Annotated in this window: 34 protein-coding genes and 1 pseudogene; 13 read left to right on the top strand and 22 right to left on the bottom strand. The window is 51.3% G+C overall.

All coding sequences use genetic code 11. The features are described 5' to 3' along the window. The first annotated feature begins 15 nt into the window (after positions 1 to 15). Positions 16 to 1,269 carry an NADP-dependent isocitrate dehydrogenase gene (gene icd, locus K7X24_RS03130; protein ID WP_224552939.1) on the top strand — a complete coding sequence of 418 codons (1,254 nt, stop codon included), beginning with the start codon at positions 16 to 18 and terminating at the stop codon, positions 1,267 to 1,269. 136 nt (positions 1,270 to 1,405) lie between these two features. Here the strand turns inward: icd and K7X24_RS03125 are convergent, their stop codons facing one another. The 22 genes from K7X24_RS03125 to K7X24_RS03020 all read right to left on the bottom strand — a co-directional run bounded on the left by K7X24_RS03125 (position 1,406) and on the right by K7X24_RS03020 (position 16,716). Next, positions 1,406 to 2,545: a phage integrase Arm DNA-binding domain-containing protein gene (locus tag K7X24_RS03125; protein WP_224552937.1), complete on the bottom strand. Its 1,140-nt coding sequence runs from the start codon at positions 2,543 to 2,545 to the stop codon at positions 1,406 to 1,408. After that, complete coding sequence (locus K7X24_RS03120) at positions 2,535 to 2,771, bottom strand: excisionase (protein WP_116166573.1); 237 nt, start codon at positions 2,769 to 2,771, stop codon at positions 2,535 to 2,537. Before K7X24_RS03120 ends, K7X24_RS03125 begins: the two co-directional genes overlap by 11 nt. A gap of 78 nt (positions 2,772 to 2,849) precedes the next feature. Further along, positions 2,850 to 3,326 carry a hypothetical protein gene (locus tag K7X24_RS03115; protein WP_224552935.1) on the bottom strand — a complete coding sequence of 159 codons (477 nt, stop codon included), beginning with the start codon at positions 3,324 to 3,326 and terminating at the stop codon, positions 2,850 to 2,852. Between the two features lie 47 nt (positions 3,327 to 3,373). After that, positions 3,374 to 3,559 carry a hypothetical protein gene (locus K7X24_RS03110; protein WP_212768499.1) on the bottom strand — a complete coding sequence of 62 codons (186 nt, stop codon included), beginning with the start codon at positions 3,557 to 3,559 and terminating at the stop codon, positions 3,374 to 3,376. A gap of 78 nt (positions 3,560 to 3,637) precedes the next feature. After that, positions 3,638 to 4,378 carry a hypothetical protein gene (locus K7X24_RS03105; RefSeq protein ID WP_224552934.1) on the bottom strand — a complete coding sequence of 247 codons (741 nt, stop codon included), beginning with the start codon at positions 4,376 to 4,378 and terminating at the stop codon, positions 3,638 to 3,640. Continuing rightward, a complete protein-coding gene (locus tag K7X24_RS03100) occupies positions 4,371 to 4,604 on the bottom strand; it encodes a hypothetical protein (protein WP_224552932.1) in 234 nt (77 codons plus the stop codon). The genes K7X24_RS03105 and K7X24_RS03100 overlap by 8 nt, the downstream gene beginning before the upstream one ends. A 74-nt stretch (positions 4,605 to 4,678) precedes the next feature. After that, positions 4,679 to 5,221: a hypothetical protein gene (locus K7X24_RS03095; RefSeq protein ID WP_224552930.1), complete on the bottom strand. Its 543-nt coding sequence runs from the start codon at positions 5,219 to 5,221 to the stop codon at positions 4,679 to 4,681. Beyond that, the gene (locus K7X24_RS03090; protein ID WP_224552928.1) at positions 5,202 to 5,729 is read right to left on the bottom strand and encodes a class I SAM-dependent methyltransferase; all 528 of its coding nucleotides are present in this window, start codon (positions 5,727 to 5,729) and stop codon (positions 5,202 to 5,204) included. Before K7X24_RS03090 ends, K7X24_RS03095 begins: the two co-directional genes overlap by 20 nt. Before the next feature lie 229 nt (positions 5,730 to 5,958). Then, positions 5,959 to 6,768 (bottom strand): hypothetical protein, encoded by an 810-nt coding sequence (locus tag K7X24_RS03085; protein WP_224552925.1) that lies wholly within the window; start codon positions 6,766 to 6,768, stop codon positions 5,959 to 5,961. A 14-nt stretch (positions 6,769 to 6,782) separates the two neighbouring features. Next, positions 6,783 to 7,406: a hypothetical protein gene (locus tag K7X24_RS03080; RefSeq protein ID WP_224552923.1), complete on the bottom strand. Its 624-nt coding sequence runs from the start codon at positions 7,404 to 7,406 to the stop codon at positions 6,783 to 6,785. Between the two features lie 15 nt (positions 7,407 to 7,421). After that, positions 7,422 to 7,841: a hypothetical protein gene (locus K7X24_RS03075; protein ID WP_224552921.1), complete on the bottom strand. Its 420-nt coding sequence runs from the start codon at positions 7,839 to 7,841 to the stop codon at positions 7,422 to 7,424. Next, on the bottom strand, positions 7,841 to 8,980 hold the full coding sequence (locus K7X24_RS03070) for a hypothetical protein (RefSeq protein WP_224552919.1): 1,140 nt from the start codon (positions 8,978 to 8,980) through the stop codon (positions 7,841 to 7,843). The genes K7X24_RS03075 and K7X24_RS03070 overlap by 1 nt, the downstream gene beginning before the upstream one ends. A gap of 18 nt (positions 8,981 to 8,998) precedes the next feature. Continuing rightward, the gene (locus K7X24_RS03065; protein WP_224552917.1) at positions 8,999 to 10,840 is read right to left on the bottom strand and encodes an AAA family ATPase; all 1,842 of its coding nucleotides are present in this window, start codon (positions 10,838 to 10,840) and stop codon (positions 8,999 to 9,001) included. 12 nt (positions 10,841 to 10,852) lie between these two features. Beyond that, positions 10,853 to 11,938 carry a recombinase RecT gene (locus tag K7X24_RS03060; RefSeq protein ID WP_224552914.1) on the bottom strand — a complete coding sequence of 362 codons (1,086 nt, stop codon included), beginning with the start codon at positions 11,936 to 11,938 and terminating at the stop codon, positions 10,853 to 10,855. 94 nt (positions 11,939 to 12,032) lie between these two features. Then, a complete protein-coding gene (locus K7X24_RS03055) occupies positions 12,033 to 12,755 on the bottom strand; it encodes a 3'-5' exonuclease (protein WP_224552912.1) in 723 nt (240 codons plus the stop codon). Positions 12,756 to 12,772: 17 nt separating this feature from the next. Next, entirely contained in the window at positions 12,773 to 12,919 is a 147-nt protein-coding gene (locus K7X24_RS03050) for a hypothetical protein (RefSeq protein WP_155277992.1), read from the bottom strand. A 137-nt stretch (positions 12,920 to 13,056) separates the two neighbouring features. Beyond that, positions 13,057 to 13,392 (bottom strand): hypothetical protein, encoded by a 336-nt coding sequence (locus K7X24_RS03045; protein WP_224552910.1) that lies wholly within the window; start codon positions 13,390 to 13,392, stop codon positions 13,057 to 13,059. 76 nt (positions 13,393 to 13,468) lie between these two features. Further along, complete coding sequence (locus tag K7X24_RS03040) at positions 13,469 to 13,729, bottom strand: KTSC domain-containing protein (RefSeq protein WP_044202393.1); 261 nt, start codon at positions 13,727 to 13,729, stop codon at positions 13,469 to 13,471. Between the two features lie 125 nt (positions 13,730 to 13,854). Beyond that, positions 13,855 to 14,124 carry a hypothetical protein gene (locus K7X24_RS03035; protein WP_161547043.1) on the bottom strand — a complete coding sequence of 90 codons (270 nt, stop codon included), beginning with the start codon at positions 14,122 to 14,124 and terminating at the stop codon, positions 13,855 to 13,857. A gap of 1,190 nt (positions 14,125 to 15,314) precedes the next feature. After that, a complete protein-coding gene (locus tag K7X24_RS03030; protein WP_105879710.1) occupies positions 15,315 to 15,686 on the bottom strand; it encodes a Rap1a/Tai family immunity protein in 372 nt (123 codons plus the stop codon). Positions 15,687 to 15,711: 25 nt separating this feature from the next. Next, positions 15,712 to 15,939: a hypothetical protein gene (locus K7X24_RS03025; protein WP_105879709.1), complete on the bottom strand. Its 228-nt coding sequence runs from the start codon at positions 15,937 to 15,939 to the stop codon at positions 15,712 to 15,714. A gap of 33 nt (positions 15,940 to 15,972) precedes the next feature. Then, positions 15,973 to 16,716, bottom strand: a complete 744-nt coding sequence (locus K7X24_RS03020) for an XRE family transcriptional regulator (RefSeq protein WP_224552908.1) — start codon at positions 16,714 to 16,716, stop codon at positions 15,973 to 15,975. A 108-nt stretch (positions 16,717 to 16,824) separates the two neighbouring features. On the opposite strand from K7X24_RS03020, the gene K7X24_RS03015 reads away from it, so the two are divergent. From K7X24_RS03015 to K7X24_RS02960, 12 genes and pseudogenes are all read left to right on the top strand, one after another. Beyond that, positions 16,825 to 17,070, top strand: a complete 246-nt coding sequence (locus K7X24_RS03015) for a transcriptional regulator (RefSeq protein WP_224553331.1) — start codon at positions 16,825 to 16,827, stop codon at positions 17,068 to 17,070. A 16-nt stretch (positions 17,071 to 17,086) separates the two neighbouring features. Continuing rightward, positions 17,087 to 17,440, top strand: a complete 354-nt coding sequence (locus K7X24_RS03010) for a hypothetical protein (protein ID WP_180745132.1) — start codon at positions 17,087 to 17,089, stop codon at positions 17,438 to 17,440. Further along, positions 17,440 to 17,631 (top strand): hypothetical protein, encoded by a 192-nt coding sequence (locus K7X24_RS03005; protein ID WP_224552906.1) that lies wholly within the window; start codon positions 17,440 to 17,442, stop codon positions 17,629 to 17,631. The genes K7X24_RS03010 and K7X24_RS03005 overlap by 1 nt, the downstream gene beginning before the upstream one ends. After that, on the top strand, positions 17,609 to 17,782 hold the full coding sequence (locus K7X24_RS03000; protein WP_105879705.1) for a DUF4222 domain-containing protein: 174 nt from the start codon (positions 17,609 to 17,611) through the stop codon (positions 17,780 to 17,782). Before K7X24_RS03005 ends, K7X24_RS03000 begins: the two co-directional genes overlap by 23 nt. After that, positions 17,779 to 18,705 (top strand): helix-turn-helix domain-containing protein, encoded by a 927-nt coding sequence (locus K7X24_RS02995; protein ID WP_224552904.1) that lies wholly within the window; start codon positions 17,779 to 17,781, stop codon positions 18,703 to 18,705. The genes K7X24_RS03000 and K7X24_RS02995 overlap by 4 nt, the downstream gene beginning before the upstream one ends. Continuing rightward, positions 18,692 to 19,510, top strand: a complete 819-nt coding sequence (locus tag K7X24_RS02990) for a hypothetical protein (protein ID WP_224552902.1) — start codon at positions 18,692 to 18,694, stop codon at positions 19,508 to 19,510. Before K7X24_RS02995 ends, K7X24_RS02990 begins: the two co-directional genes overlap by 14 nt. Continuing rightward, a pseudogene (gene rdgC, locus K7X24_RS02985) lies at positions 19,507 to 20,412 on the top strand (recombination-associated protein RdgC); the annotation flags it as partial. The gene K7X24_RS02990 and the pseudogene rdgC, both read left to right, overlap by 4 nt. Beyond that, entirely contained in the window at positions 20,404 to 20,640 is a 237-nt protein-coding gene (locus tag K7X24_RS02980; protein ID WP_224553328.1) for a DNA translocase FtsK, read from the top strand. The pseudogene rdgC and the gene K7X24_RS02980, both read left to right, overlap by 9 nt. Next, positions 20,637 to 21,278 (top strand): KilA-N domain-containing protein, encoded by a 642-nt coding sequence (locus K7X24_RS02975; protein ID WP_318013120.1) that lies wholly within the window; start codon positions 20,637 to 20,639, stop codon positions 21,276 to 21,278. Before K7X24_RS02980 ends, K7X24_RS02975 begins: the two co-directional genes overlap by 4 nt. Positions 21,279 to 21,409: 131 nt before the next feature. Then, positions 21,410 to 22,285: a phage N-6-adenine-methyltransferase gene (locus K7X24_RS02970; RefSeq protein ID WP_224552900.1), complete on the top strand. Its 876-nt coding sequence runs from the start codon at positions 21,410 to 21,412 to the stop codon at positions 22,283 to 22,285. Then, positions 22,282 to 24,126, top strand: a complete 1,845-nt coding sequence (locus tag K7X24_RS02965; RefSeq protein WP_224552898.1) for a DNA cytosine methyltransferase — start codon at positions 22,282 to 22,284, stop codon at positions 24,124 to 24,126. The genes K7X24_RS02970 and K7X24_RS02965 overlap by 4 nt, the downstream gene beginning before the upstream one ends. Next, a complete protein-coding gene (locus tag K7X24_RS02960; protein ID WP_224552896.1) occupies positions 24,123 to 24,770 on the top strand; it encodes a DUF1367 family protein in 648 nt (215 codons plus the stop codon). The genes K7X24_RS02965 and K7X24_RS02960 overlap by 4 nt, the downstream gene beginning before the upstream one ends. The last annotated feature ends 8 nt before the right edge of the window (positions 24,771 to 24,778 follow it).

Below are 24,778 nucleotides of genomic sequence, written 5' to 3'. Positions count from 1 at the left end.
TCGAAGGAGAGGTTAATGGAAAGCAAAGTAGTTGTACCGACAGAAGGTCAGAAAATCACGGTTGATGCTCAAGGTAAACTGGTTGTTCCAAACAACCCGGTCATTCCGTTTATCGAAGGTGACGGCATCGGTATCGATGTAACGCCAGCCATGATCAACGTCGTTGACGCCGCCGTGAAGAAAGCCTATCAAGGCAAGCGCACGATTTCCTGGATGGAGATCTACACGGGTGAAAAATCCACGCAGGTCTACGGTAAAGATGTCTGGCTGCCGGAAGAAACACTGGATTTGATTCGTGAATATCGTGTAGCGATTAAGGGCCCGCTGACAACGCCAGTCGGCGGTGGTATTCGTTCTCTGAACGTTGCACTGCGCCAACAGTTGGATTTGTATGTTTGCCTGCGTCCGGTACGCTACTACGAAGGTACACCTAGCCCGGTTAAACAGCCTGAGCTGACCGACATGGTAATCTTCCGCGAAAACGCCGAAGACATCTATGCAGGTATCGAGTGGAAAGCGGGTTCTGCTGAGGCAGACAAAGTGATCAAATTCCTGCGTGAAGAAATGGGTGTTAGTAAAATCCGTTTCCCTGAGCAGTGCGGTATCGGCGTGAAGCCGTGTTCCGAAGAAGGTACCAAACGTCTGGTTCGCGCCGCTATCGAATACGCGATCACCAACGACCGTGATTCCGTCACGCTGGTACACAAAGGCAACATCATGAAATTCACCGAAGGCGCGTTTAAAGACTGGGGCTACCAGTTGGCGTGTGAAGAATTCGGCGGTGAGCTGATCGATGGCGGCCCGTGGGTGAAAATCAAGAATCCGAACACGGGCAAAGAGATCGTGGTAAAAGACGTGATCGCCGATGCGTTCCTGCAACAAATCCTGCTGCGTCCTGCTGAATATGATGTCATCGCCTGTATGAACCTGAACGGTGATTACATTTCCGATGCGCTGGCAGCACAGGTTGGCGGTATCGGTATTGCCCCAGGCGCGAATATCGGTGACGAATGCGCACTGTTTGAAGCCACGCACGGTACAGCACCTAAATATGCGGGTCAGGATAAAGTGAACCCAGGTTCCGTTATTCTGTCTGCTGAAATGATGTTGCGTCACCTGCAATGGTTCGAAGCGGCTGACCTGATTGTTAAGGGCGTTGAAGGCGCGATCAAGAACAAGACCGTGACTTACGATTTCGAACGTCTGATGGAAGGCGCTAAGCTACGGAAATGTAGTGAGTTTGCGCAAGACATTATCGATAACATGTAATCTTACTGTTATCACATTGATCGGCGGGGGCGCTTTGCTCTCGCTGATTTTTAACATCGAAAAATCCATTCAGTAAAATCTCAGTAAAATTCCTCAGTAAAATAGAGTGAAAAATCACCACATTGATGGTGGGATTTCATCCTGCTTTAATCTGAATTGTTAACCAATCTTTACCGCGATCATCATTGTAGCGATCAGTTTGCTGCTGTGATTTATGGCCCAGAAGCATTCGAGTATCTACGTCACCTTGCTCCCTATAAAGCCGCTCTGCTAATGACCGCTGTTCGTGAAATGTCGGCGGTGTACCGTTTTCCCACACAAGCGCCGTCTTATCCCTAGCTGCACTGAATCGCATTGTAATGGTTCTGGATGCCACGGCAGCGCCACGCTCCGCTTGTGAGGTGGAACGAAAGAAGTGAACCAGATGAGGACTGACAACGTAATCTCTGCACCGTGCAATGACATCGCGTAGCGTCCATCCTGTGGCGTTGGATTTCAGTGATAGTGGGATGGCAACCCGGGCACCTGTTTTCTCTTGAACAACATGTAGGTGGTCATCCCAGATATCTGAAAATTTCATATTGGCAATATCCCCTAAGCGTTGAGCCGTCACCAGAGCAAGTAGCATGGCGTTCCCCATGTATTGATGCTGAGCATCGGCCACATCAAAAATTGCCTGCCATTCATCCAAATCCAAACGCTGGCGCTGAATTCTTTTACGTGGCTGCTTAGTGGCAAGTGCAGGGTTATAACCAGGAGGGACTTCACCAGCATGCTGCGCCTCTTTGAAAACATCAATGAGGACGGAGCGAACTACCTGCGCCATGCGTGATTGCCCGTTAGCTTTATAGTCGTCCAAAATTTCTGCAATATCTTTAGCCCCCACCTCCATGAGTAATTTCATACCTGCGTGCTGATTAAATAAGGATATGGGTTTATTACGTTGTTTGTGAGTATTGAACTTGATATCGCCTGATTTCAGCCTCTCATCTTGAATCGCTTTATATTTTTCTAGCCAACCGCTTACGGTTATACCTTTTCCTGTGATTGACAGAGTGCGTTCACGGATAGCAAATGCCTGTTTCACCTGCTGTTCGCTAATTCGGAGGTTGGCTTCTATTGCTATTGCGGTAGCGTCAGCCTCATTCGTTCCAAGTCCGTGTCTCTTACCCGTTAAAGGGTGTTTATATTGCCAATAAACCCGCTTTGTTCGTGGGTCGGTAAAACAAAATAGATTTTGTACTTTGATGTTATGTTTCCGAGGTCTACCGGCCATCCGAAAGAATCCTTTTTAGCAGAGGGTTATCTGATTTATTTATTGTGGGTTCGGAGATCATTCCGATAAAACGCGCATCTTGTTCAACCATCCATTTACGCCCAACTTTTTTCGGTGGCGGGGAAATCATATTGTGCTTGGCATAGTGATATAGCGTGTTATTCGATGGCTTTTCATCACCGAATTCATCTATTGCCCAGACTTTGAGTAAAAGCATTCGCGCCATTGGTCAGTCCTTATAAAGGGCATGCCAAAGACATGCCCTAGTTTTGGTCGTTTTGTCTGTAGAAGGAAGGGGCTTAGGTTAGAAGAAAGTCCAGCTTTCCGTTTCGGCGTTATGGCCGAAGTTGTATCCGATCTGAGGAGATGACAAATCCAGTTTTTTCATTTCTTCAACAACGGTGGTGATAATGGCGATATCCTGATTTAGCCGTCCCAGATGATATTTCTTTCGACGTAGCAGGCTTTCTAGCGCCAGCTGTTGTGATGGAAAGGCAAAAGAGCGTTCTGCTGATTTCGCGACTTTCTTGATCGCGTATCGCATATTTTTCTTTTTCCACCCGTCGAGCCATCGCGCCTTATCGCGATCAATATCATAATCCTTAGCCCAGTGAGCAGGGCACAGAAAGGCATAACTATTGGTTTGGTGAAAGGCAATATATTGCTCGGCGATAACTTCAATTCCCGCTTCCTGAACAGTTTCAAAATATCGCCAGTAAACGGGGTAGCCGTTATGTTCAGTTTTCGATTCCGGGAATGGAACCGACCAGGTTTGATACATGTGTTTCTCCAGATAATAAAAAACCCTGCATTCGCAGGGTGTAGGAGTTAAATTGATTCCTCAGCCTCTCTGAGGCGCTTGATTTGCCCATCTGTCAACGATAAGTAAGTTAGCTCGTGCTCCTTGAGCCATTTGCTTATAAGTTTGGCAGCTCCAAACGCTGTGGCAGGATTGTTGACGTCTGATAAGGCTAAGATAACCTTATCGATGGTTTGATCGTCTATCGTAGTCATTTTCTTTTCCCAATAGATCGCGTTATTGCGTCAGGGGAATAGTGCTATCACGACAATGTTGGTACCTAATTTTTGGGGCTACTGCTTCGCCAAATCTGAAGTTGCCTTTGGCTCGTCAAGTTGCTGGAGCATGGCGGCGCGGCAGGCGTTATGGCCTTTTGCAAAGCTCTGCTGAGTCAAACCCATGTCGTCAGATATGGCCATCTGATCAGGAACCTTGTAATGCTGGATTTCGACTAGTGGATGGCGCACGAAAATGTCACCTCGCGGCGCTTGTTCTAGTTCACGTTGATACTCTTCCTCGTCAATATCACTTGAGATACACATTACAGGCAGAAGTGGTGCCGCATAGAGTGGCATTTTTATGGCGCGTGGATTTAGATCCACCTTTCTCACCATAGAATCAGCCTCAACCTCAGTTTTATAAAGACGTGGGAATGTTGCGTCACCGTCCCGTACAACCATCCATGCCGTAGGCTCTTCCTGTTCGGAGTTGATGAGCTGTGCGGTTGGCGTTATGTTTTTCAAAGCAAGCAAAACAGCCTCCACGCCTTCCATATCCGGACCATAGTCCCCGCCTACTCTTATCGCTTGCTCCCTGATCCTGCCAAGAAACTCCGGGCATATCCGCCATCCTGACAGTTTGTATAGTTCAGGGTTTGGCATTGGGTATTCAAACAGCTTCTCCGCCGCCTCACGGCGTCGCATCAGTTCTTGGGATATACCTTTCAGAATCAGAATATCAGCGTGCCCGAGGTGGTAACCAGTCTTTAAATCTGCCACGGCCATGATGGCCTCTTTGCTCAATAAATCAGTCATCGCTATCCCCTGTAACAATATAGGTGTCGTCAGGAACCTGAATGGTCATAACTGCGCTATAACCGCTATCCCACTGCCCGAAAGATGCAGGCCACGCCGGAAGTGGTGTGTCTTCATTGACTTGCCCGATACCAATCGCCCAACAGCTAGCGACCGTGTAACAAGCAACAACCAGCATTTCCCCCTCGGATGACTTGAGGTGATAAATGCCAGGGTTTCTGTACACGCAGATCTCTTCGCGAATAGCGCCTTCACATTCGAAAAGGTCATCGCTCATGCCATAGAATTTCAGTTCTTTCACTATTCCCCCTCAACCTGCATGCCGTCAGCGATGCGTTTCAGTTCGTCTTGCGCTACGGTTCTCCAACTCTCCCCGTGCTCCAGATACAAGCTGAGCATCCAGTGTATGCACGCCGCCTGTTCGTTTTCCGATTTACGCGGTATTTCTGCACCACCGATACGCAGGCACTTTGCTACAGGGCTACAGTGGAAATTCGGGCGACCGAGGATTTCGATAAGTGCCGCATTCAAATCAGGCAACCTCACCACACTGGCTGCTAACTGCTGCTCAAGTGCTGCGATGTGGTCAATGAGGCGCTTAACGCTCACAGGATTTGCAACGACGAGGTAATTAGCTAAATCCTCGTTGTCTTTCTCATTACCTGACCAATTGGAAATGAATGTTTCAATGAATGGGCATAGGTCGCCTTCTTCATTAAATGTGCCGACATGGATACAATCATCACTATCTTCACACCCCCACGGCTGTCGATAACCTCTCTCTATCAACTCTGAAGCCGCTTTAACTTCCGCAATCACTTCACTAATCGGTTTGTTTGTCATGTGTTTCTCCTTTGAGAAAGCAAATCCAGTGGGTGTTGCTGCGCTTGCCAGATAGGTGTCCGAAGGCTGGCCTTTGATCGGTAAGTGTCAGCACGTCACGAACTGGGATCTGCGTTTCGTTCCATTTAAAGATGAGCGTGCCGAGTGGCCGCAGGACTCTAAAGGCTTCACTGAATCCGGCTCGTAAATTGTCTTGCCATGTATCCCTGTCTAACGCGCCGTATTTTTTACGCAGCCAACTGCTCTCGCCAGCGCGTAGAAGGTGGGGCGGATCGAAAACGACAAGGGCGAATTGCTCATCGTCAAAGGGAAGGGCGCGGAAATCGGCGATAAAATCGGGATTAATCTCTAGGCTGCGTCCATCGCACAAGACATGACGCTCTCGGCGAATGTCGGAAAATACAGCGCGGCTGTCGCTTTTATCGAACCAAAACATGCGCGATCCGCTGCACATATCAAGAATTGGACGTTGGGGGGCATTAATCACCTCGCGCAGGTACAGCGGCATCAACAGGCAAGCACTCATAAGTGCTAGGCAATTTCTGGGCTCTGATATCGGCTTCACAATTTTGCAGATCGGGATAAATCCAGCCTTGTGGCTCGTATTGGCAGGGCTGGAACGTGTAACAGACGTAAAGAAATAGACCGAACAAGGCGGCCTCCTTCGGTATTAATTGGAAAGGGGATAGCCGCATCACGGAACTGATGCGGTGGAATTTAATGAGGGAAATCAGTGATCAGTAATCACCGGGGTAATACACCTCGTCGGCATCATCCTGATCGAGCGCTAACAGGCTGTCACCGTAGTAAAGTGCTGCGACCAGCTTTTCAAAGCGGGTGTAGAAGGCGATGACTTTCTTACCAAGAATATCGCCGTCACATTTACCTGAATACAAGCTGTAGCATTTGATCCCGTCGTGCGTAATCGCTTTTTTCTGCCCGTTCTCATACTCGACGGCTTCAGAAAGATAAAGGTTGGTACTAAATTCAAATGGATGCGTTTTACGTTTGGTGCTCGACCAACTCCGTTCTTCAAATGGTTCTTTCTCTAATCCCACACGGAAGCCACCATACTCACTGTATTCCATCAGTACTTCAGGACGCTGCCAGCCATCTTGTGCGGCTTCTTCCTGATGATCTTCAATAAACGCTGTCCACAAGTCGGACGCTTTAATGAATTTTGGGATCTGCTTTTCGGTGATAAACGCGGTGACTTTTTCGCGCATCTCCGTCACTAACTGGTTAGATACCGCTTCTTGCTCCCATTGCGTTGCCAGCTCTTTTAACAGCAGAAGGTTATAACGTGGCAGATCGACAACATCGGTGATATTGGCGGGGAGGGCAGATTGCAGTGCTCGTCTAACGGCATCGGGGAATGTGCCCCAACTGAACGTATCTTTGATGGCCTTTTCATACAACTTTGCGACATGCTCTTGGATCATTTGCTGATACGCGTCAGACTTTTCAAACGCGGCACAGTGAGCGGCGATATCGACCGCAAGGCTTGCAGCGTTCACGGTTGTTACTTCAGTGGTGTTATTGGTCATTGGTCAGTCCTTACTTATTTGATTTGCTTAAATTCGATAACCCAAATCCACGGATTGGCTTGCCAGCTTCCGGCACCGTAAATCGATTCCCATAAATCCCGATACCAGAGGAACGGATCGTACTCACCACCATCAGTGGCTCGTTCCGCTGGATATCCCTCTGCGATAATCCCATCACGCGGGATATGTTTAAGACGCTCCACGCGCACATCTGTAATTTCCAGCAGAATGCGAGACGCATAGCGCGGCATATGAATTGATGGTATCCATTTGATCGGATAGATTTTCCCGCTTGCCGTGGTGAATCGGATGGCATCAGGATTGCTGGCGCGATACACGCGAAATTCACCAGTACCGCCTAAGGCATCACGGCGAACTTGAAGCCCAGAGGTTTCCCGCACCCATAGACGATCGCCAGGTTGCCCGAATGGGCATTTAGCGCTCCATGTTCCGCCAGTGCTGGTGTATGCATACAAGCCATCAACCTCATCACCGTTTTCAGAGCGGCCTGAGATTATTTCTATCTGGTGATCATGGCGGTACTGGCTGCGGTCAAATGGCTGATTTTTGATAATCCGCCGCGTCTGAGTCTTGCGCCCGTCGAGAATCGCCCGAACCATTTCGGCATTGAAAATCATTCCCCGTTCCTTCACTCAAACCTCCTTACCCAAACGATTTAAAATCACCGCTTTAGATGGCAACGGCAGTTGCTGAGCTAATTGCCACTGTTTGCGCTGAATTTGGGTTTTGTGCGCCAGCAGTTTGCGGATATCGCCTACTGGGATACTGGTATCTTTGGCGATCACGTTTTCGTTGATGCCGCGGCGATGCAACTGATAAATGCCGAGCATGATGGATGACGAGTAATTACGCCGTGCGCCAATACGCGGGGCTACTGGTTGCTGTTTCTGAGGGCCATAGCCCGTGTAAATGGGTTTAGGCTCCGGCTTATACGGTTCCCCCACACGTATTGATGATCGGGTGCGCATACGGTAAATGATGACTGGCAACCAATTACATTTGTCGTCTTCTGGCTTAAACAGCACGCCAACAGGGTTCAATTCTTCGTCCATCATGCCGCCTCGCTCTGTTTTTGTGCCAATTCCCAATCCTTTACCAGCCCCATGCACTTCGCATGCACCTGGCGGGCCGTGCTGATTCCAAAGCCTTTTACTTTCTCGGCCAGCGCATCCGGCGTGCGGCGCACCACATCAAACAGCGAGTGAATGCCCGCAGCGCTGAGTAGGTCGAGGTGCTGCTCTTTCAACGGGAGTGAACCGGCCAACACGGATTCTGCCCATTCAGCGCGACGAACTAAGTGAGGATGCGTTTCTTCCAGCAGCTCACGAATTCGTGCGGTAACGGCTTCTGTTAAGCCTTCCGGCCATGAGTCCTTGAAGTTTTCTACCGTGGGGTAGATTGGCACTGCCCATTCCGACACCGACACAATCATGCAGATACCGATGGTGCTGCGGATCTCAAGGTGCCAGTCGATATCGTTCAGGATTTTCACGTCATACTCAGGGGAATAAAGCTGCAATCCCCATTGGAAGGTGTAGAAGTAGAATTGCACGCCGTTGGCCGCCTGCCAGTGGCGTTGCTCAACGTCGCCATCAGCACGCTGTAGACGAGATCTCATATCAGCGATCGCGTGATTCAACTCATCATTGAGCTGAACCATCGTTGATAGCTTGCTGGTTTTATCTGCCGTTTCCTTCTTCAGTCGGCGGATTTCAGCCAGTTGCTGATCGCGCAGCGTGCGGCTGTCGTTCAGGTCGATTTTTACGCGCGCCAGTTGCGCTTTAAGACGCTCGGGGTTAAGGGATTTCAACTGATTCAGCTCGGTCGCCAGCATCCCCTTTTCGGTGATGGCCAGCTTATATTTTGCGGTGACGCTATCACGCTCGGCAGTGGCTTCGGCGGCTGTCAGTTCTGCGCTATCGATACGTTCCTGAATCTGTGTCAGCGCCAATGCCTTGGTGGTCAGGGCGCTTTCGGCTGCCTCAAGCCGGTCAATAATGGCGTTGTAGTCATCGACTTCTTTATTAAGCTGTTCAATGCACAGGGCCTGTGCTTGGCCTAATAAAACCTCAGCGCTTTCTATCGAGCGCTGAACGATTCCTGTGGTTTGCTCTATCGCTAAAGCGAGTTGCGCCCGAACGGGGCGCAGGGAAGATTCCAACACGCCAGCGGCGGTTGTTGTGGTTGTCATAAGATTCTTCCTGATTAATTATTTAGAATTGTTGGATTCAATAATGGCGCCACCCTCGAGCCAGGCTGTGAAGAATGTTGCTGGCGCGGAAGGGAGGGTTTTGAACGTACCGAACACTAATGCAGTGTCGATGTCGCCGGTGGTGGCCAGGTCATGCAGCCAACGCAGGAACGCCAGCCGATTATCGGCATCCATCACATCACAGCGATCCAGCGCGATAAACCGCAAGTCTGACAGGTAGCTGATCGCTTCGGCAAGGGCGGCGTCGGCGCGCCAGCGGGCAGATTCAGACTTGAGGCCGTAGGGGTGGTCACCGACGCGGATCTGCATATCGCCGTCAATCCTGACCTGCTCCCATCCTGTAGCTGTGGCAGTGGTGCGTAGTCGGTCATTCAGTGGCTTGATGGCGCCGGCCAGCATTTCGCTGGGGATGCCGCCCGGCGCCAGCTCGTCGGCGATATTCTGCCATTCCAGAATGCTGGTATGCAGGGCCGCGGTCTTATCGATGGACTCCTGCCGCTGCTTGACCCAGACTGCAACCTTCTGATGCTGCTTGACCTCTGCGCGCAGGTCGTTGAGGTCGTTGCTCAATCCGTTTACTTCGCGCGTCACGTTGTCAAGATCGACTTCGCCGCTGACTTCGCCATTCGTCATTTCGGTCAGCGCGGCGGCGGCGGCTTCTGCGGAGGCCAGTTCGCGGCGTTCGCGCTCAACGGTGCTTGCGAGTTGGGTTCGCGTCCTGTGCGCAGCCGGTAGCGCAGTTGCGGCTTCCGGGTCTCCGGCTTCATCCAGCTTTCCGTATTGCACCCCATAGGCCAGTAATGCGGCATCGGCAGGATCTAACTCGAATTCGTCCCAGACAGCCACATCGCCACTCCTGTGATAACCCGCGACGCCGGAACTGTCGCAGCGAATGTCGATAAACGCAGCTAGAGCCCGGGCAAGATCATGAACAAGCCCTTCCCGCGGCCCAGTACCTGTCCGCGCCTCCAAATCCTTGATGACTGATTCCTGTGCGGCCAACTCCTTTTCGATTTTCGCCACCTTTTCACGGATGATCTCGATCTTGCTGACTTTCTCTTCCAGGTCGGCGCGCTGTTGCGCGGCCCCCTGCCGGCGCTGCGCTTCGAATTTCGCGGCACCAAGGCGTTGCTGCGCCTCCGCCAACTTGGCTTCGAGTTTGGTTGCAGTTCGCTGAGCTGTGGTTGCGAGGTCTTCGGCTTTGTCGGCATCTGGCGGTAGCGCGGCGGGCTGCCACTTGGAGCCCTTGTCTTTTCCCCAGGTCTCGCCGCCAGCAGTGGCCTTCCATGCGGCTTTTGACTCACGGATTTTTTCGCGCGCTTCTGCTTCCGCGCTTGGGAACCCGGCGCGCAGGGCGGGGAGAATGGCATCAACTTTCGCGCTATTGCAGCCGCGTTTAATCAGCAGTTCGCCGACGAGCCGGCTGTTGAGCTGTAGGTCACTTAACTCGAACAGCAGAGAGCGACGCTCATTATCCGGTAGAGCGGCAAAACGTCCGGCGTCCAAAACCAGCGGCAACACCTTCTCTTGGATTTCGCTGACGATCATGCCAGTTTTGTCAACGCTGCCGGACGGTAAATTGAGAGTCACGCGGTCGCCGTCGGTCAGGCACACGTCGACGTGGCCACGCTTGGCTCCTGTGCGCACTATCGCTGCAAGGTCTTTTTTCAGCCGGACGCGCGTACTTTCCCCGGTCAGCGCGAAGCGGATAGCTTCATGCAGCGAAGACTTGCCTTGCTCGTTTGCGCCGGCAATGAGACAGATCGGCGTGTTGGTCATATCGATGTTGATGTCGGTTAGCATTTGGAAATTGCTAACCTCAATGGAAGTGATTTTCATGCTGTTCCTCGATTAATCGACGTTGCTGAACATATCGCCGCCGGTTCTGTCCTGCTGCGTGGCGCGCGTGGAGGTGGTGGATTGGGTGCGCTGGCGCGCTGCTACGCGTTCTGGCTCGGGGGCGCTACGCAGACTGGCAAGGTCGGCTGCCAACTCATTAGGTGCCTGGTGCTCCAGCGCTGGCGGCTCTGCACCATCGTCTATAACGCTGCGCACCACATCGGGATCGGTCATTGCGCTCATGTCGACGATTCCGGCGTCAGCGCTTGAGTCGAGTGCGGCCGCTGCGGAGATAGCGTCGCCGGGCATTAGCGGAAGTTGCTTGGCGTGCTTCTTGATTGCCGATTTCGCGGACATATCGTCTTCCCACATAACCCATGGCGTTTCCGCCAGTTTTTTTCTGGTTTTTTCGAGATCCTTCTGGTTTTTATTCCCTTCCTCCTCGCGAACCTTCCGCTCGAGAGCGTTGAAGGTTTCCGATTTTGAGCGGATTTTCAGGATTTCATCCAGTGGCAGGACGGTCGCCATTTCTGCACCGGACTCAAGTCTCGTGTAGCAGAATGCACCGATCAGTGAGCCGCGGTCTTTCAGCGACTTCCGGTACTTGAGGAACGATTCAGAGCCGAGCATGTGGTCAAACAGGTCGCCGTCGTGGATGGCTTCGGCTTGGATCCCGATGATGTGCGGCGAGCGGTGAGCAAGGGTGATGAATCCGCGATAGCCGATCTGGAACTGGCACTCGTAGATTTCATCCCACAGCCATTTACCATCGCTGCCCTTCATGATGTCGCCGTTCACGGTTTTTCTGGGCGAGCTCTTTTTGTAGGGGATCAGGAATGCCTGCTGCTGCACGGTGTTTGGTTCCAGCCCTAGTGCGGCGGACGCCATCAGTGCCCCCAGCACGCTCTGAGGATCGCATTTTGCGAGGTCCGGAGTCTTTTTGATGGCGTTGACAGCTAGTCGCAGGAAGCGGTCGGGCGTCATGATCTTTCCGGCCACGGCGGTTATCCCTTTGCGCACTCGATCGTCCTCGAGGTAGTGCATGATGCTATTGCGCTGGGCGGGAGCTGCGGCCTGATCTTGGAATTGCTGATTCATGTCGATACCTTATAGTGGAGTTATGCCGGATGCTGTGGGAAATTGGCATGTTTCACGGCGGTCTGGGTCGTGATATGCCCCTTTCGGCTGGAGGTCATGCGTTTTTCAGGGCTTCTAGGCGTTCTTGACGATAAAATGTCATCCGTTTATGGATGCCGCGGACGCGCTCAACATCCCCTTCGCAGTACCGTGCCACCTTGCTGATTTTCCCTGCTTGGATGAAATCCCATACTTTGCTGCCGTCGATCTCCTCGTCGATCTCTGAGCCTTTGAGCGGGATATTCAGGATGCGGCACAATTTGTCCAAGCTCACCGTCCCACGGTGGCCTGCCCAGGCAGTCATTGTGTCGTAGACCGAACCATCCCAGGGGCGGGCCGCGACGGGTAGGAATGGGGGAATTACGATGTTGAGAACGACGGCGCGTTGTAGCAGGAAGCGCAGGTCGAATTCCACGATGTTGTGGCCGATAAAGACGGGCGGTGTCCGGCGCGACGGGTCGTAGTTGTCATGCAGGAACGCGAAGAAATCCCGCAGGATAAAATCTTCTGCGCCCGGTTCCTGCCAGTCATTGACGTAGAAAGAGCGTATCAGCCCATCATCAATAGCAGCGGAGATAACCGCGATATGGCCTAGGCCGCCGTCAAAACTGGTTTTTCGCCAAGCCTCTTCGGCTGCCGCATCGCGGTTCTCTGCAAGCCAGGTGTCGATAGACTCCTGCTTTTTATACTGCGCCGGAGCTTTGATGTTGGCTGCGATCTCATCCTTGATCTCCGGATTTTGCGCGGGGATTGTTTCAAGGTCGATATAGATATTCATGGTTTGGTCAGTCCTTATTACAGAATTAACGACAAAACAGAAAACGCGGTTGCGATGACGACGATCAGGAATATCAGGCCGTTTTTCTGCTGTGGATTTTGGTGAATGTTGTGGCTGCCAATACGGTGCTGGTACTGGATGTATTTAACGGAACGGATGGTCATGGTATGATTCTCCGGATCGGGTTGGTCCCCGATCAACTGCTGATGACTATGGTCATTGGTCAGTCCTTATGGTCAACGGTTTGGTCGCTGTTGACCGGGATAGCCCCGGTGCAAACTGGGGCTTTTCTCTTTCTGGGTTACCAGAGAAATTCATCAGGTACGCTGTTCTCTTCAGCATCGAGCTCACTGATGCGTTCAGTGGCTGCCGTCATGAAAAACAATCTTTCCTGAAACTCGTCCAAACATTCAGCCATTTCCGGCGATTCGACTAATCGAAGAATTGGCCGTTTCTCAATGCCAGAAACGCACTCTGATACGATGAGTTGTTTCAGGCGATCGGTAAAATTTCCGTTTTGGCGCAGTAATTCAATGCGTTCTTCCAGTACCGCCTTTTCTATAGGGCTGGTATGTAACTTGTGCTCATACCGTTCAAGCCGCTCCTCCCGCATTCGTTGGTAGTTGTATTCGTTCATCGGAAACCTCGCTTTTTGCCAATAAACTTACTCATGCGCCCTGTATGAGCAGGGCGCATGGTGAAAGCCTACTTAGTTACTCTTCGGTCTTTTCCTCATTGATGCGCTGATAAGGGAAGCGGTCGGTGTGAGGCTTGATGTTGCGATAGAAGTGGCTGCCAACTGAATCAGCACCGGAGAACGCGGCGAAATCGTCGGCGCTCACGTTGCTGTAGTGGTACAGGTTGCCCGGTGCGTTATCGCGCCCGTTGAAACGAATAGCCAGCGTGTTGGTCACTGGGTCGTGACCGATACTGTGGATCTGGGATGATTTAACGGGAGTCATGTTGATGGTCATTTGTGAGTCCTTAATCGAGTGAAATAAAAAAGCCACCCGAAGGTGGCCGTGGTTGCCCTGGTGAGGCGTAAAACTCGCTTTTCAGGCGAAAAAAAAGCCCACCGAAGTGAGCTTGATTTAGGTATTTAGTAAACGCCGCGTGGAATTTTGCTGCTGCCACGCATTTTCTGGCGACCGACCGCTGAGTAGCCAACGTAACGATCTGGATCGCTACCGTCGTTGGCTTTAACTGAACGCAACTTTTGCGGTTGGGCAGGGGCTGGCATTGATTCGCGGCAAGCTGTAGCCGCCAGCGCTTTGGCTACGCGGTCACTTTTCCGCTGAGTAATGCGCTGAAGGTTCTCTACGCACTGACGAGCATTCGCGGTACGGCGTTTTTTACGTGGTTTGGTCATTGGTCAGTCCTTATTTCTTGGTTTGCTTTGGTGGTGTAGTGGCCGGCGCTGATATCCGGCATGGTCACTTGCTCTTATGCTCAGCTACGTTACGTATCGACTCTGGTCGCTAAGTTTGCTCACCAGCGCATCAGCCTGCGCATTCACCACACCCCAAAGAAAACCATGTATCTGATAAATATACAGTCGCCGTCCCCTAAATGCTCTTACCTGTTGTGCTATTCACTTCGCCACACTCTCGCAGTGGCCGCGCTCATGCCCTTGAGTTGTACGCCGCCCTATGGCCGCCCATAACCAGTTCAGGATTGGCTTTCCTGATGCTTCCCCGGCGCTACTTTTATTCATTAACCCTAACCAGATGCGAAGCTGGCTCTCTACGTGGAGACTCGGGGCAGCATCATTACTGCTGCATTGGCACTACTTGCCGCGGCCTATCCGCGCTATTACTTCATCTTGGTATCCTCCAATGTTGGTAACGCTCATGTTTAGCCGTAGCCGTCGCACCGGTACATGCAGACCGTAGGAATGTGCAACTTAACCTGATTTTTAAAGAGCGTATCCGCTTGGGATGAAATTAATATAACCAAAGCTATTTTTAATGTAAATAGCTTTGGTTGTTTTTATGTGTGGCATTTATCACTTTCTTTTGAAAACAAAGGATATTTTTTTCTATTGATAAGTTGAAACTTACGGCTAGAGCCCCCTATGATTAAGGGGTAGACGCACTGATATAACAACAAGGAGTAGCAAACGAATGAAAGCGTTAAAAAACGTTGTTGTCTTATCGGCAATCATTTTTTCATGGAATGCTGCCGCAACAACACGATGTAATACCGATAGTTTTGGGAATACTACGTGTTACGGCAACAATGGGAGCATCAGCCGGGGATCTACGGATGCTTTCGGTAACTCGACATGGCGGGATAATCAAGGGAATACAGTTAGAGGAAGAACAGATGCCTTTGGCAACAGCACGTACCGTGACAATCACGGCAATACGATGAGGGGGAATACTGACTCATTTGGCAATAGTATCCACAGTGATAACCGTGGCAATACGATACGAGGTAATAGAGATAGCTTTGGAAATAGCACGTATCGAGATAATAATGGAAATACCACACGCTGCAATTCTGACTCATTCGGAAATACTACGTGCTATTGATTTTTATAATGACTGGGCGTATCCGTTATTTCTCCTTACACGGAAACGCCTGTATTAGCGCATCCATTGCAATACGTGAAGCTGACTTGCTTCTTTCTTCTGGGTGTTTTTCAACATAATTTCCCACAATATCAACAATCTGCTCTACCACGACACCATTTGAAATCTGGGCGCACACTAAATTAGCGTTACTACCAACATCAAAGATTGCAGTTGTGTAGCCAACAAGCCGTGAGTGAATGAGATAATCGGAGTTGCTTTCTATGCCCTGATCTATTTTCTTAGAAGCCTTTATCCATTGATTCAAATCGTTACCGTCGGAGAAATTTCCTACCGTTTCTGTCGCTAAAGTGTCAAAGGACAGCCCCAACATTCCCACCAGTAATAATCTTTTCATCCCATTTCTCTCGCCGTGATCCTGCTCATTTTAATTGCGAAGCGACAAACCATCCAGAAGCCAGACCAATAAAACCGGATACTGTAAGCCCAAGGTCAGTATTTTTTGCCAGTAGTGTTGCGACAAGAACCCAAACGATAAGGAGGGCAGTGCCAAAATTATCTCTTTTCCGCCGAGCGTCTTGCTCATTACGTTCTATGGCTTCAGCTATTTCTCTTTGCTCCTCAGGAGTAAATCGGCTTTTGCTATCCATAATAATTTCATCCATTGGCTATGATAAAAATGGTCAAATCAACACCGAATACCAAAAAACCCGCCCAATAATCTCAAGTTCAGACTCATATGCCTCTTCATCAGTATCCCGATTAAAGCTGTGGATCACGACAATTCCACCAGGTTTGCGGTAAAGCTGCTTAATGCGCTTGAGCTTATCGTTGCCGCCGCCTTCCTGAGCAATGGCGTAAATTTTACCGTCAACGATGCGCTTATTGTTGGTGTCCACTGCGACGGTGGTGCCGTCGGGGATCATCGGCTCCATGCTGTCACCCGTTACGGGAAAGCAGAGAACGCCGGAACCGTCGGTATTTGCGCCAACCTTGCGTAAGGTTGACTTGGAAAAACGAAGTTTAAAGCCGTTGTAGTCGTCATCCTGAATGCGCCCGTCACCACAGGCAAACTCGATATCCCTAAGAAAAGGCACTTCAACTTCATCCCCTGATAATGCAGTTTTGCTATCCCAAGCTGCCACTGAACCCCATTCTGATTTATGCGGAATGGAAGATTCCTGTTGTGGTTGTGACGGTGCTGCGCGATCAGGACGCATCGGCCCTTCGCCGCTAGATAGCCATTCTGGCCGGACATTGAGAACTTTTGATATTTCCAGCAATTTCCGAGGGTTTTGGGTCTTGCCAGTCGTCATTTTCCATACACTTGGCTGTTTAATACCAATAGCCTCTGCAAGGGTTGGTTGATTAACCCCTGATTCCCTCATGGCCAGATTCAGCCTGTCTGCAAAAGTCTCTTTTTTCATAGGCATAAACTTATAGCTGTGGCTATTTTTAGTCAAATAGCTATGGTTATTTACTTTATGAATAGCTTTGGTTATTATTTTGGTGAGTTAAAACTAGAGGTTTTATTTATGTCTACCAAAGCTATATCCGAAGCTATTAAGCTTGTTGGCAGTCAGCAGAAGCTAGCCACAGCCTGCGGCGTTAAGCAGCCTACAGTTTGGGCATGGCTGCACGGAAAGAAGAAGGTATCTGCTGAAAATGCCAAGCGTATTGAAATTGCAACAAACAGCATCATCTCGGCATACCAAATTCGCCCAGATTTGCCACATCTATTTCCGCACCCTGACCAAGTGCAAAGTTTGGAAAAGCAGTAAAACTAAGGACTAACCAATGACCACAATACGTCAACCTGCCGCACCAACGGCAGGGGCCGCGATCGCTTCTGGCGTTCGCAAGGAATTGCTTTCCCGCAAGAAAGTGGGCAAGGCTGGCTTACCGTTCCATGTTGTGCGGGAAGACCAGATCAAAACCCGCTGGACGGAAAGTGAAGCGGCCACCATCAAAAGTGTGGCTGGCGCCATGTCATCCAATCCCGCCGTTGAAACTAATACCGCTGCCATTCGTGGCTTTCTGGCAATGTTCGCCGAATCCCCTGAAATGCTGAATCACGTTCATTCTGAACTCAAGGCCGCAGGTTTGCCGATCCCCGATTGGTTGCCGCTGGCACCGGAAGGAGCTGCATGATGAATCAAACGCAAGGTATCGAAATGATTGCCGAGATCGTCGGCAAAAAACTTGATATCGCCGGGGATGAAACTCGGCGTTTGGCAATCACAGGGGCTTTGTCTGGTATGGCGCAAGCGTTTTATTCCCGCCAGCAGCCTCCGGCAGAAATCGACACGGCAGGCGAGCATGACACATGTTCAGCCGCTTGATCGGCGCTACCGAGATCAGCGCGGCGTGATTGTGCATGTTACTGGGTATGACCGAGCCAACAAGCTGGTGATTTTTATGCGTGATGGCTATCCACACCCTTGCTGTCAGCCGCTGTGGAAAATTCAAAAATATTATACGGAGGTCAAATGAGCAGCAAGTTAACCGGCCACGTATGGGAAGCGTGTGCCGCCAATGGCATCAAAAATACAAAACTTCTGATCATGGTGCGTTTGGCTGATTACTCGAATGACGATGGTATCAGCTATCCCAGCGTGGAAACTATTGCCCGACAGTTAGGCGCTGGGGAAAGCACCATACGTGGCGCAATGGCGGAGTTGGAAGAAGCGGGTTGGTTGTATCGTGAAGGACGCCGTAAAGGTAACCGTAATACCTCAAATCTGTATTACCTGAACGCTGAGCGATTGGAAGAAGTTGCCTTACAGGAAATAGCCAAAGTTAAAGCGGCCAGACTGGCTAAACGGGTATCAAATCCTCACCCTCCAGAATCTGACGGTTCAAAATCTGACCCTCTGAAATCTGGAGGTTCAAGCGGTTTTCACCCTCCAGAATCTGGCGCTAAAGCATGTTTTGACCCTCCAGATTCTGGAGGCGATCCACAAGTAAATTCAACACATGATCCACAAGTAAATTCAAAACATGAATCACAAGGTACGCCCACGCGAAAAATCGCGCTGAAATCATCACTGGCTGCATTCGATTTTTCTGCGTTCCCGACATTGCCCAGCGATCAGGTCTGGGGGGATTACGTGAAGCACCGTAAAGCCAAACGCGCCCTGATCACGCAAACCGTCGTGAATATTCTAGGCCAAGAGCTGACGAAAGCCGTTAACGCTGGTTGGACGGTTGATCAGGCATTGGGCGAGGCGATGGCCGCCGGATGGCAGGGGCTGAAGTTTGAATGGTTGGCGAACCGTAATCAGTCTGGGCGCGGTGTTGTACCGCTGAACAAGCAGGAGGCGCTTGAAGCCCGTAACGCGCAGGTGTTCGAAGAGTGGCTACAGGAGGAAGCACAGGCGCTGGATAACCGGGGAGATATCGATGGTCGCTACTGACGAACGCACCGAGCTGGCGGAGAAGCGTGAATTTGCCGAACTGCTGAAAGCGACACTGGCCGTGTACGGCAAGGATTCATCGAAATCCGTTATCCGTCTGTACTGGAATGCCGTCGGCTCATTCGATATCGGGCTGATCCGGCAGGCGCTCAGCCAATGGATCACCGATCCCGATCAGGGGCGCTATGCACCAAAACCCGCCGATATCATTCGCAACATCCAGCGGCTCACTGGCCGCCCGTCATGGGTTAGCGCCAATGAAGCGTGGGCAATCGCGCTGCCTGCTCAGGATGAGGCCAACACGCTGATTTGGACGACGGAGATCGCTCAGGCATGGCGCGTTGCTGAACCTATTTTCACTGATGGCGATCGTGTTGGGGCTCGGATGGCGTTTATCGCAGCCTATGAACGCCTGATTGCTACCGCTCAATCTTCTGGCGCTTTGCCGCAGTGGACGGTTTCGGAAGGTTGGGACAAAGGGGCTGTGAAAGGTGCGATAGAGCAGGCCGTTAACGCAGGGTTACTACCCGCACCGGACGCTACGCGATATTTATCCCCGCCCGTCAGCTTGCCGCCGCCAAAGGTGGACAGAGCAAAACGAGATGGAATGTTGGCAAAAATTCAGGCATTCGCCGGGATATTGCTGGATCAGAAAGAACAACGGGAAGCGCAGGAACGGCACGAACAGGATGAACGACGAGCACAAGCAAACAAGGAATTAGATAAGCGCTACCAAGACGAGTTACGCCGTGCTGCTGACCACAGCACAACCGATGAAAACCAAGCAATAAGGGCTGACCAATGAGTATTACGTTTAAAAATGCACTGATTTATCGCCTGAATAGCGATGTGATGTTTGACTCTCTGGAAGAGAAACTGGCTCCGTTTGCCTTCACCCCATGCGGCAGCCAGGACAGAGCGAAAACGGGCTGGGTATCGCCGATTTCTCCGCTGCTTGATACGCTTTCTCACCAGGCTAACGGGCAGATCATGCTTACGTTGCAGCGTGAAGAAAAGATCCTGCCTGCGCCAGTGATTGCGCGTGAACTGGCAGCCAAAATCGACAGTATGGAAACCGTGCAACAGCGTCGTCTGAAGAAAACCGAGAAAGACGCTCTGAAAGATGAAGTTATCCAAACGCTCCTGCCGCGTGCGTTCAGTAAATACCATACCACCAAGATTTGGATTAACGCAGGGGCTGGGCTAATCATCGTGGATGCCGCCAGCGGCAAAAAAGCCGAAGACGCGCTGGCGCTGCTGCGTAAAACGCTGGGATCGCTGCCCGTCGTGCCGCTGGCGCTGGAAACGCCCATTGAATTGACACTGACCGAGTGGGTTCGCAACGGTAAAGCTCCTGCAGGTTTTGCCTTGCAGGAAGAGGCCGAGCTGAAAGCAGTGCTGGAAGAAGGCGGTATTCTGCGTAGCAAGCATCAGGATCTGACCAGTGACGAAATCACCAATCATATCGACGCAGGCAAACTGGTCACCAAGCTGGCGCTGGAATGGCGTGAACGCATCAGCTTTGTGCTGGCCGATGACGGCAGCCTCAAAAAACTGAAATTCTCCGATGTTTTACTCGAGCAGAATGACGACATCGATCGTGCAGATGAAGTCGCACGCTTTGACGCTGATTTCGTGTTGCTGACAGGGGAATTATCTGCGCTGATTCGCGAGCTGGTAGCGGCGTTGGGCGGTGAAGTGAAACGCGTGGCACCTCAGCCTGAAAACTACGATTTGCAGGACGACAAACTTTATCCTGATGCGGTTCAGTTTGTGCAGACATCCGGTCGCGCGACAATTTCAGGGCTTCAGCGTCATTTCCGTATTGGCTATAACCGCGCGGCGCATTTGATTGAAGCGATGGAAAGAAAAGGCGTAGTCTCCGCGCCGACGCATGACGGCACACGGACAGTGATCGGGGAGGTGGTGCAATGAACACGCCGATCATTATCGCGGATGTGGTTGTCCGTCAGGATGCCGAAGGGCGTTATAGCTTAAACGATCTGCACCGTGCAGCCGGCGGAGAGGCTCGTCATAAGCCTGGTAACTGGCTTATGCTCGATCAGACGAAAGCGTTAATCGCTGAAATAGAGATTGCTGGAATTCCAGCAATCCATTCAAAACAAGGGATTGGGACATTCGCTTGCCGAGAATTAGTCTACGCCTATGCGATGTGGATCAGTCCTGCATTTCATTTGAAAGTCATTCGTACTTTCGATAGCGTGGCAAACGTAAACCCAACAGTTGGCAATATTAGTGATCGGGTACAAGCAGGCATCTTGATTATAGAGTCTGCTGCTCGGCTGCTAAATCTGTCGAACAGTTCAAAACTCGGGGCTTATCAAAAATTACAGTCGGTCATTGGCATACCTAACATGATGCCTAGCTACGCGATCGATTCGCCTAGCGATGCAGTCGATGGATCCAGTCGCTCAACGAAGTCCCTTACCGATTTGTTGCGCCAGCATGGTTTCAGCATGACGGCGGCGATCGCGTATGTCCGGCTGGAGGCCGCGGGGATTGTTGAGCGTAAAACGCGCCCCAGCACAGGGAAGCAGATCAAGTCATTTTAGTCCGTTACATCACAGGGACTGCGTTACGGTAAAAACATCACCAGCCCGGCGAATCCGCGTGAGACACAGCCGCACTTCTTCGAGTCGCGTGCTGAAGACCTCCTGGCGATTATTGCGGGGAGGGATGTCGCATGATCGATTTCTCCGAAACTGAGTATGTATCTTCCTTGCTGCGCCAGAAATCAGAACCCGCACATCTTCTGAAAGATGTTGGTGACCAATGGCGCACGCCTGATCCGCTTTTCTGGGGTATCAATGCGATGTTTGGTCCACTGGTGCTCGATCTGTTTACCGATGGCGAAAATAGCAAATGTCCGGCGTTTTACACGGCAGAGGATAACGCGCTGGCGCAGGATTGGGCGGCACGGTTGGCCGAGTTGAACGGTGCCGCATTCGCTAACCCTCCGTACAGCACAGCGAAAATGCATGAGGGCGAATACATCACCGGTATGCGTCACATCATGGCTCACACGGCTCAAATGCGGGAACGAGGCGGGCGCTATGTCTTTCTCATCAAGTCAGCCACGTCCGAAGTGTGGTGGCCGGAGCAAGCCGATCACGTTGCATTCATCCGTGGACGTATCGGTTTTGACGTCCCCACTTGGTTCAAGCCGAAAGACGATAAACAGATCCCCAGCAGTGCAGGCTTTGGCGCAGCAATCGCCGTGTTTGATAAGGAATGGCGTGGTTCAGCTATCAGCTACATTCAACGGGAAAAACTGTTGGCAACAGGCGAAGCGTTTTTAGCGCAGATCCGGCGTGAAGCGGGGCGGTTAGTGCGCACGTATCGTCCAGACGTTATTCAGACTCCGGACACAGGAAACACTGTCTGGCCTGCGGAGGTTAATTTCCTGTTTGAGCGAGTTTCTACAGCAACCACGCTTCCAACTGGTCTTCAAAACAAACTCCGCAGTCATATCAACCGCCTGAAGCTCGAAGGCGTACCGGATTCAGCAATCATCACGACCGCAGAAACATTGTCAGTAGCCATGGGAGCCGCAGCATGAAAAACAGGGAAATTGTTGTCGATAATTTTGCGGGTGGCGGCGGAGCTTCCACAGGGATCGAGATGGCGATTGGTCGCAGTGTCGATATTGCGATTAATCATGATCCTAACGCGATTGCGATGCACACCACTAACCACCCAGACACGCTGCATTACTGCGAATCGGTGTTTGATATTGATCCGGTGGCCGCAACTGCTGGGCGTCCTGTTGGTCTGGCTTGGTTTTCGCCTGACTGTCGGCATTTTTCAAAAGCCAAAGGCAGCAAGCCAGTAAAAAAAGAGATTCGCGGCTTGGCGTGGATTGTGTTGCGCTGGGCGCTGGCGGTTCGTCCGCGCGTAATGATGCTGGAGAACGTAGAGGAATTTAAAACGTGGGGACCGCTTCTGACTAATGACGATGGAACTCAGCAGCCCGATCCGGCGTGTGCAGGGGAAACGTTCGAATCATTCTGCGGCATGCTGTCTGGCGGGATTCCGGCAGATCATCCCGCTCTTGCCGAAGCGTGTGAATTCCTAGGTATTGAGCAGAACAGCGCGCAAGGGCGGCAGTTGGTTCGTGGGCTGGGGTATAACGTTGATTACCGCGAGCTGCGTGCCTGTGATTATGGCGCGCCGACAATCCGCAAAAGATTCTTCATGGTGATTCGTTGCGATGGGCATCCCGTTGAATGGCCGGGGGTTACGCACGGCGACCCGAAATCACCTGCGGTTCAAGCTGGAAAACTGCAACCGTGGAGAACGGCGGCGGAATGTATCGACTGGTCGATCCCATGCCCGAGCATTTTTGAACGTTCCCGTCCGCTGGCGGAAAACACCTTGAAGCGTATTGCGCGTGGTTTAGAGCGGTTCGTCATCAACAATCCGAATCCGTTTATCGTGAAATGCAACCACACATCAACGAAGACCCGCTATGACTGTTTCCGTGGTCAGTCGCTCGATGAGCCATTGCAGACGATCACCAAGACGCACGGCTATGCAGTAGTTGCACCATACATTGCCCGCATTGGGCAAACTGGGTTTGGTGGCGACAGAATGGCATATGACGCTGAAACGCCATTAACGACAGTCACTAGCAAAAACGAACACCTGCTTGTGGCTCCGGTAATAGCCCAGCAATTTGGCAACAGCATAGGCCACGGCGTTGACGAGCCAAACGGCACAATTACGGCTGGCGGTGGCGGTAAATCGCAGTTGGTTTCCACGTTTCTGGCTAAACATTTTGGCGGAAATTATACCGGCGCAGGCGTGGCGATGGATGAGCCTGCACACACAGTGACTACCGTCGATCATCACGCTGTTGTAGCTGCACAATTGCTGGTGAATAACACAGGGCATCCGGGCGGCAGTGTTGACGCGCCAGCACATACGCTTACGACAGGCAATCACCATGCGCTGGTGACCTCAAATCTTATCAAGATGCGTGGCACCAACACAGGCCAACCCACTGACACGCCGCTTCAAACTGTTACCGCAGGTGGAAACCATTTCGGGGAAGTGCGCGCTTTCTTGTTGAAATATTACGGCAATGAGAAAGAAGGTGTCAGCTTGAATGATCCATTACACACGGTCACGACGAATGATCGCTTTGGACTTGTAACAGTCGAGGGTATCGATTATCAGATCGTAGATATCGGAATGCGCATGTTGCAGCCGCATGAGCTTTACGCCGCTCAGGGCTTCCCTGATTGGTACATCATCGACCAAGACTATCGCGGCGTTAAATACGCAAAAGATAAGCAGGTAGCGCGTTGCGGTAATGCTGTTCCGCCTCCGTTTGCCGAAGCATTGGTACGCGCCAACATGCCTGAAATGTGCGCCGAACGTGAAGGGGTAGCTGCATGACAACAGCTACCCGCACCAAATCACCTAAGAAACACAAAACCGAAGCGCTGGGCGTTCTGTTGCCTGGCGGCGGCATCAAATATTGTACCGATCATGATCGTGACGTAATGAAAGGGGTGCCAATCGGCACTCCGATCTCACTCACACCTATCGGCGACCGGCGCAATATCAAACATCACCGTAAATTCTGGGCGTTGCTGGATCTGGGATTTTCGTATTGGGAACCTGCGTGGTCGTTTGTCAGCGATCGGGAGAAATGGATAGCTCATGAGGTTTCTAAAGAAGTCGCTCAGGAGGCGGGTGATCCTTCTTTGTATGACAACGTTACGAGGATTATTGCTGAAAGAGTTCTGGAGCGGTTAACGGAACAGCTTAAGCGCCGTTTTGATCCCGAAGCGGTTAAAACCAAAGATGCTTACCTGAATCACGTCATGGTAAAAGCCGGATTCTACGATCTGGCACCTAATCCTGATGGCGGCACGCTTAAACAGCGTTGGAGCATTGCATTCGTCAACATGGGGCAAGAGAAGTTCGACAAGGTTTACCGCGGCGTATTTGGCGTGATCTGGAACGAGACGTTGAGCCAGTACTTTGCTGATGAAGCCGAAATGGAGAATGCTGTTAACCAGTTGATGAATTTTTGAGGACTGAC

Origin of the sequence: Pectobacterium versatile (genome assembly GCF_020166435.1) — a bacterium.
Classification (GTDB): Bacteria; Pseudomonadota; Gammaproteobacteria; order Enterobacterales; family Enterobacteriaceae; genus Pectobacterium; species Pectobacterium versatile.
The sequence above is the reverse complement of the archived record's forward strand: the minus strand, read 5'-3'. Positions and strand labels throughout refer to the sequence as shown.

What these genes read in the sequence shown, in the direction of transcription:
- K7X24_RS03040 (WP_044202393.1), bottom strand. Translation starts at nt 13,729, where the DNA reads ATGACCATCAACATGACTCCCGTTAAATCATCCCAGATCCACAGTATC.
- K7X24_RS02995 (WP_224552904.1), top strand. Translation starts at nt 17,779, where the DNA reads ATGAGCAGCAAGTTAACCGGCCACGTATGGGAAGCGTGTGCCGCCAAT.
- K7X24_RS02960 (WP_224552896.1), top strand. Translation starts at nt 24,123, where the DNA reads ATGACAACAGCTACCCGCACCAAATCACCTAAGAAACACAAAACCGAA.
- K7X24_RS03115 (WP_224552935.1), bottom strand. Translation starts at nt 3,326, where the DNA reads ATGTATCAAACCTGGTCGGTTCCATTCCCGGAATCGAAAACTGAACAT.
- K7X24_RS03095 (WP_224552930.1), bottom strand. Translation starts at nt 5,221, where the DNA reads ATGACAAACAAACCGATTAGTGAAGTGATTGCGGAAGTTAAAGCGGCT.
- K7X24_RS03055 (WP_224552912.1), bottom strand. Translation starts at nt 12,755, where the DNA reads ATGAATATCTATATCGACCTTGAAACAATCCCCGCGCAAAATCCGGAG.
- K7X24_RS03070 (WP_224552919.1), bottom strand. Translation starts at nt 8,980, where the DNA reads ATGACAACCACAACAACCGCCGCTGGCGTGTTGGAATCTTCCCTGCGC.
- K7X24_RS02990 (WP_224552902.1), top strand. Translation starts at nt 18,692, where the DNA reads ATGGTCGCTACTGACGAACGCACCGAGCTGGCGGAGAAGCGTGAATTT.
- K7X24_RS03085 (WP_224552925.1), bottom strand. Translation starts at nt 6,768, where the DNA reads ATGACCAATAACACCACTGAAGTAACAACCGTGAACGCTGCAAGCCTT.
- K7X24_RS03125 (WP_224552937.1), bottom strand. Translation starts at nt 2,545, where the DNA reads ATGGCCGGTAGACCTCGGAAACATAACATCAAAGTACAAAATCTATTT.
- K7X24_RS03110 (WP_212768499.1), bottom strand. Translation starts at nt 3,559, where the DNA reads ATGACTACGATAGACGATCAAACCATCGATAAGGTTATCTTAGCCTTA.
- K7X24_RS03005 (WP_224552906.1), top strand. Translation starts at nt 17,440, where the DNA reads ATGAATCAAACGCAAGGTATCGAAATGATTGCCGAGATCGTCGGCAAA.
- K7X24_RS03000 (WP_105879705.1), top strand. Translation starts at nt 17,609, where the DNA reads ATGACACATGTTCAGCCGCTTGATCGGCGCTACCGAGATCAGCGCGGC.
- K7X24_RS02965 (WP_224552898.1), top strand. Translation starts at nt 22,282, where the DNA reads ATGAAAAACAGGGAAATTGTTGTCGATAATTTTGCGGGTGGCGGCGGA.
- K7X24_RS03050 (WP_155277992.1), bottom strand. Translation starts at nt 12,919, where the DNA reads ATGACCATCCGTTCCGTTAAATACATCCAGTACCAGCACCGTATTGGC.
- K7X24_RS03120 (WP_116166573.1), bottom strand. Translation starts at nt 2,771, where the DNA reads ATGGCGCGAATGCTTTTACTCAAAGTCTGGGCAATAGATGAATTCGGT.
- K7X24_RS03075 (WP_224552921.1), bottom strand. Translation starts at nt 7,841, where the DNA reads ATGGACGAAGAATTGAACCCTGTTGGCGTGCTGTTTAAGCCAGAAGAC.
- K7X24_RS02975 (WP_318013120.1), top strand. Translation starts at nt 20,637, where the DNA reads ATGAACACGCCGATCATTATCGCGGATGTGGTTGTCCGTCAGGATGCC.
- K7X24_RS03030 (WP_105879710.1), bottom strand. Translation starts at nt 15,686, where the DNA reads ATGAAAAGATTATTACTGGTGGGAATGTTGGGGCTGTCCTTTGACACT.
- K7X24_RS03105 (WP_224552934.1), bottom strand. Translation starts at nt 4,378, where the DNA reads ATGACTGATTTATTGAGCAAAGAGGCCATCATGGCCGTGGCAGATTTA.
- K7X24_RS03045 (WP_224552910.1), bottom strand. Translation starts at nt 13,392, where the DNA reads ATGAACGAATACAACTACCAACGAATGCGGGAGGAGCGGCTTGAACGG.
- K7X24_RS03015 (WP_224553331.1), top strand. Translation starts at nt 16,825, where the DNA reads ATGTCTACCAAAGCTATATCCGAAGCTATTAAGCTTGTTGGCAGTCAG.
- K7X24_RS03025 (WP_105879709.1), bottom strand. Translation starts at nt 15,939, where the DNA reads ATGGATAGCAAAAGCCGATTTACTCCTGAGGAGCAAAGAGAAATAGCT.
- K7X24_RS03080 (WP_224552923.1), bottom strand. Translation starts at nt 7,406, where the DNA reads ATGATTTTCAATGCCGAAATGGTTCGGGCGATTCTCGACGGGCGCAAG.
- K7X24_RS03090 (WP_224552928.1), bottom strand. Translation starts at nt 5,729, where the DNA reads ATGCCGCTGTACCTGCGCGAGGTGATTAATGCCCCCCAACGTCCAATT.
- K7X24_RS03035 (WP_161547043.1), bottom strand. Translation starts at nt 14,124, where the DNA reads ATGACCAAACCACGTAAAAAACGCCGTACCGCGAATGCTCGTCAGTGC.
- K7X24_RS03060 (WP_224552914.1), bottom strand. Translation starts at nt 11,938, where the DNA reads ATGAATCAGCAATTCCAAGATCAGGCCGCAGCTCCCGCCCAGCGCAAT.
- K7X24_RS03020 (WP_224552908.1), bottom strand. Translation starts at nt 16,716, where the DNA reads ATGAAAAAAGAGACTTTTGCAGACAGGCTGAATCTGGCCATGAGGGAA.
- K7X24_RS03010 (WP_180745132.1), top strand. Translation starts at nt 17,087, where the DNA reads ATGACCACAATACGTCAACCTGCCGCACCAACGGCAGGGGCCGCGATC.
- K7X24_RS02970 (WP_224552900.1), top strand. Translation starts at nt 21,410, where the DNA reads ATGATCGATTTCTCCGAAACTGAGTATGTATCTTCCTTGCTGCGCCAG.
- icd (WP_224552939.1), top strand. Translation starts at nt 16, where the DNA reads ATGGAAAGCAAAGTAGTTGTACCGACAGAAGGTCAGAAAATCACGGTT.
- K7X24_RS03065 (WP_224552917.1), bottom strand. Translation starts at nt 10,840, where the DNA reads ATGAAAATCACTTCCATTGAGGTTAGCAATTTCCAAATGCTAACCGAC.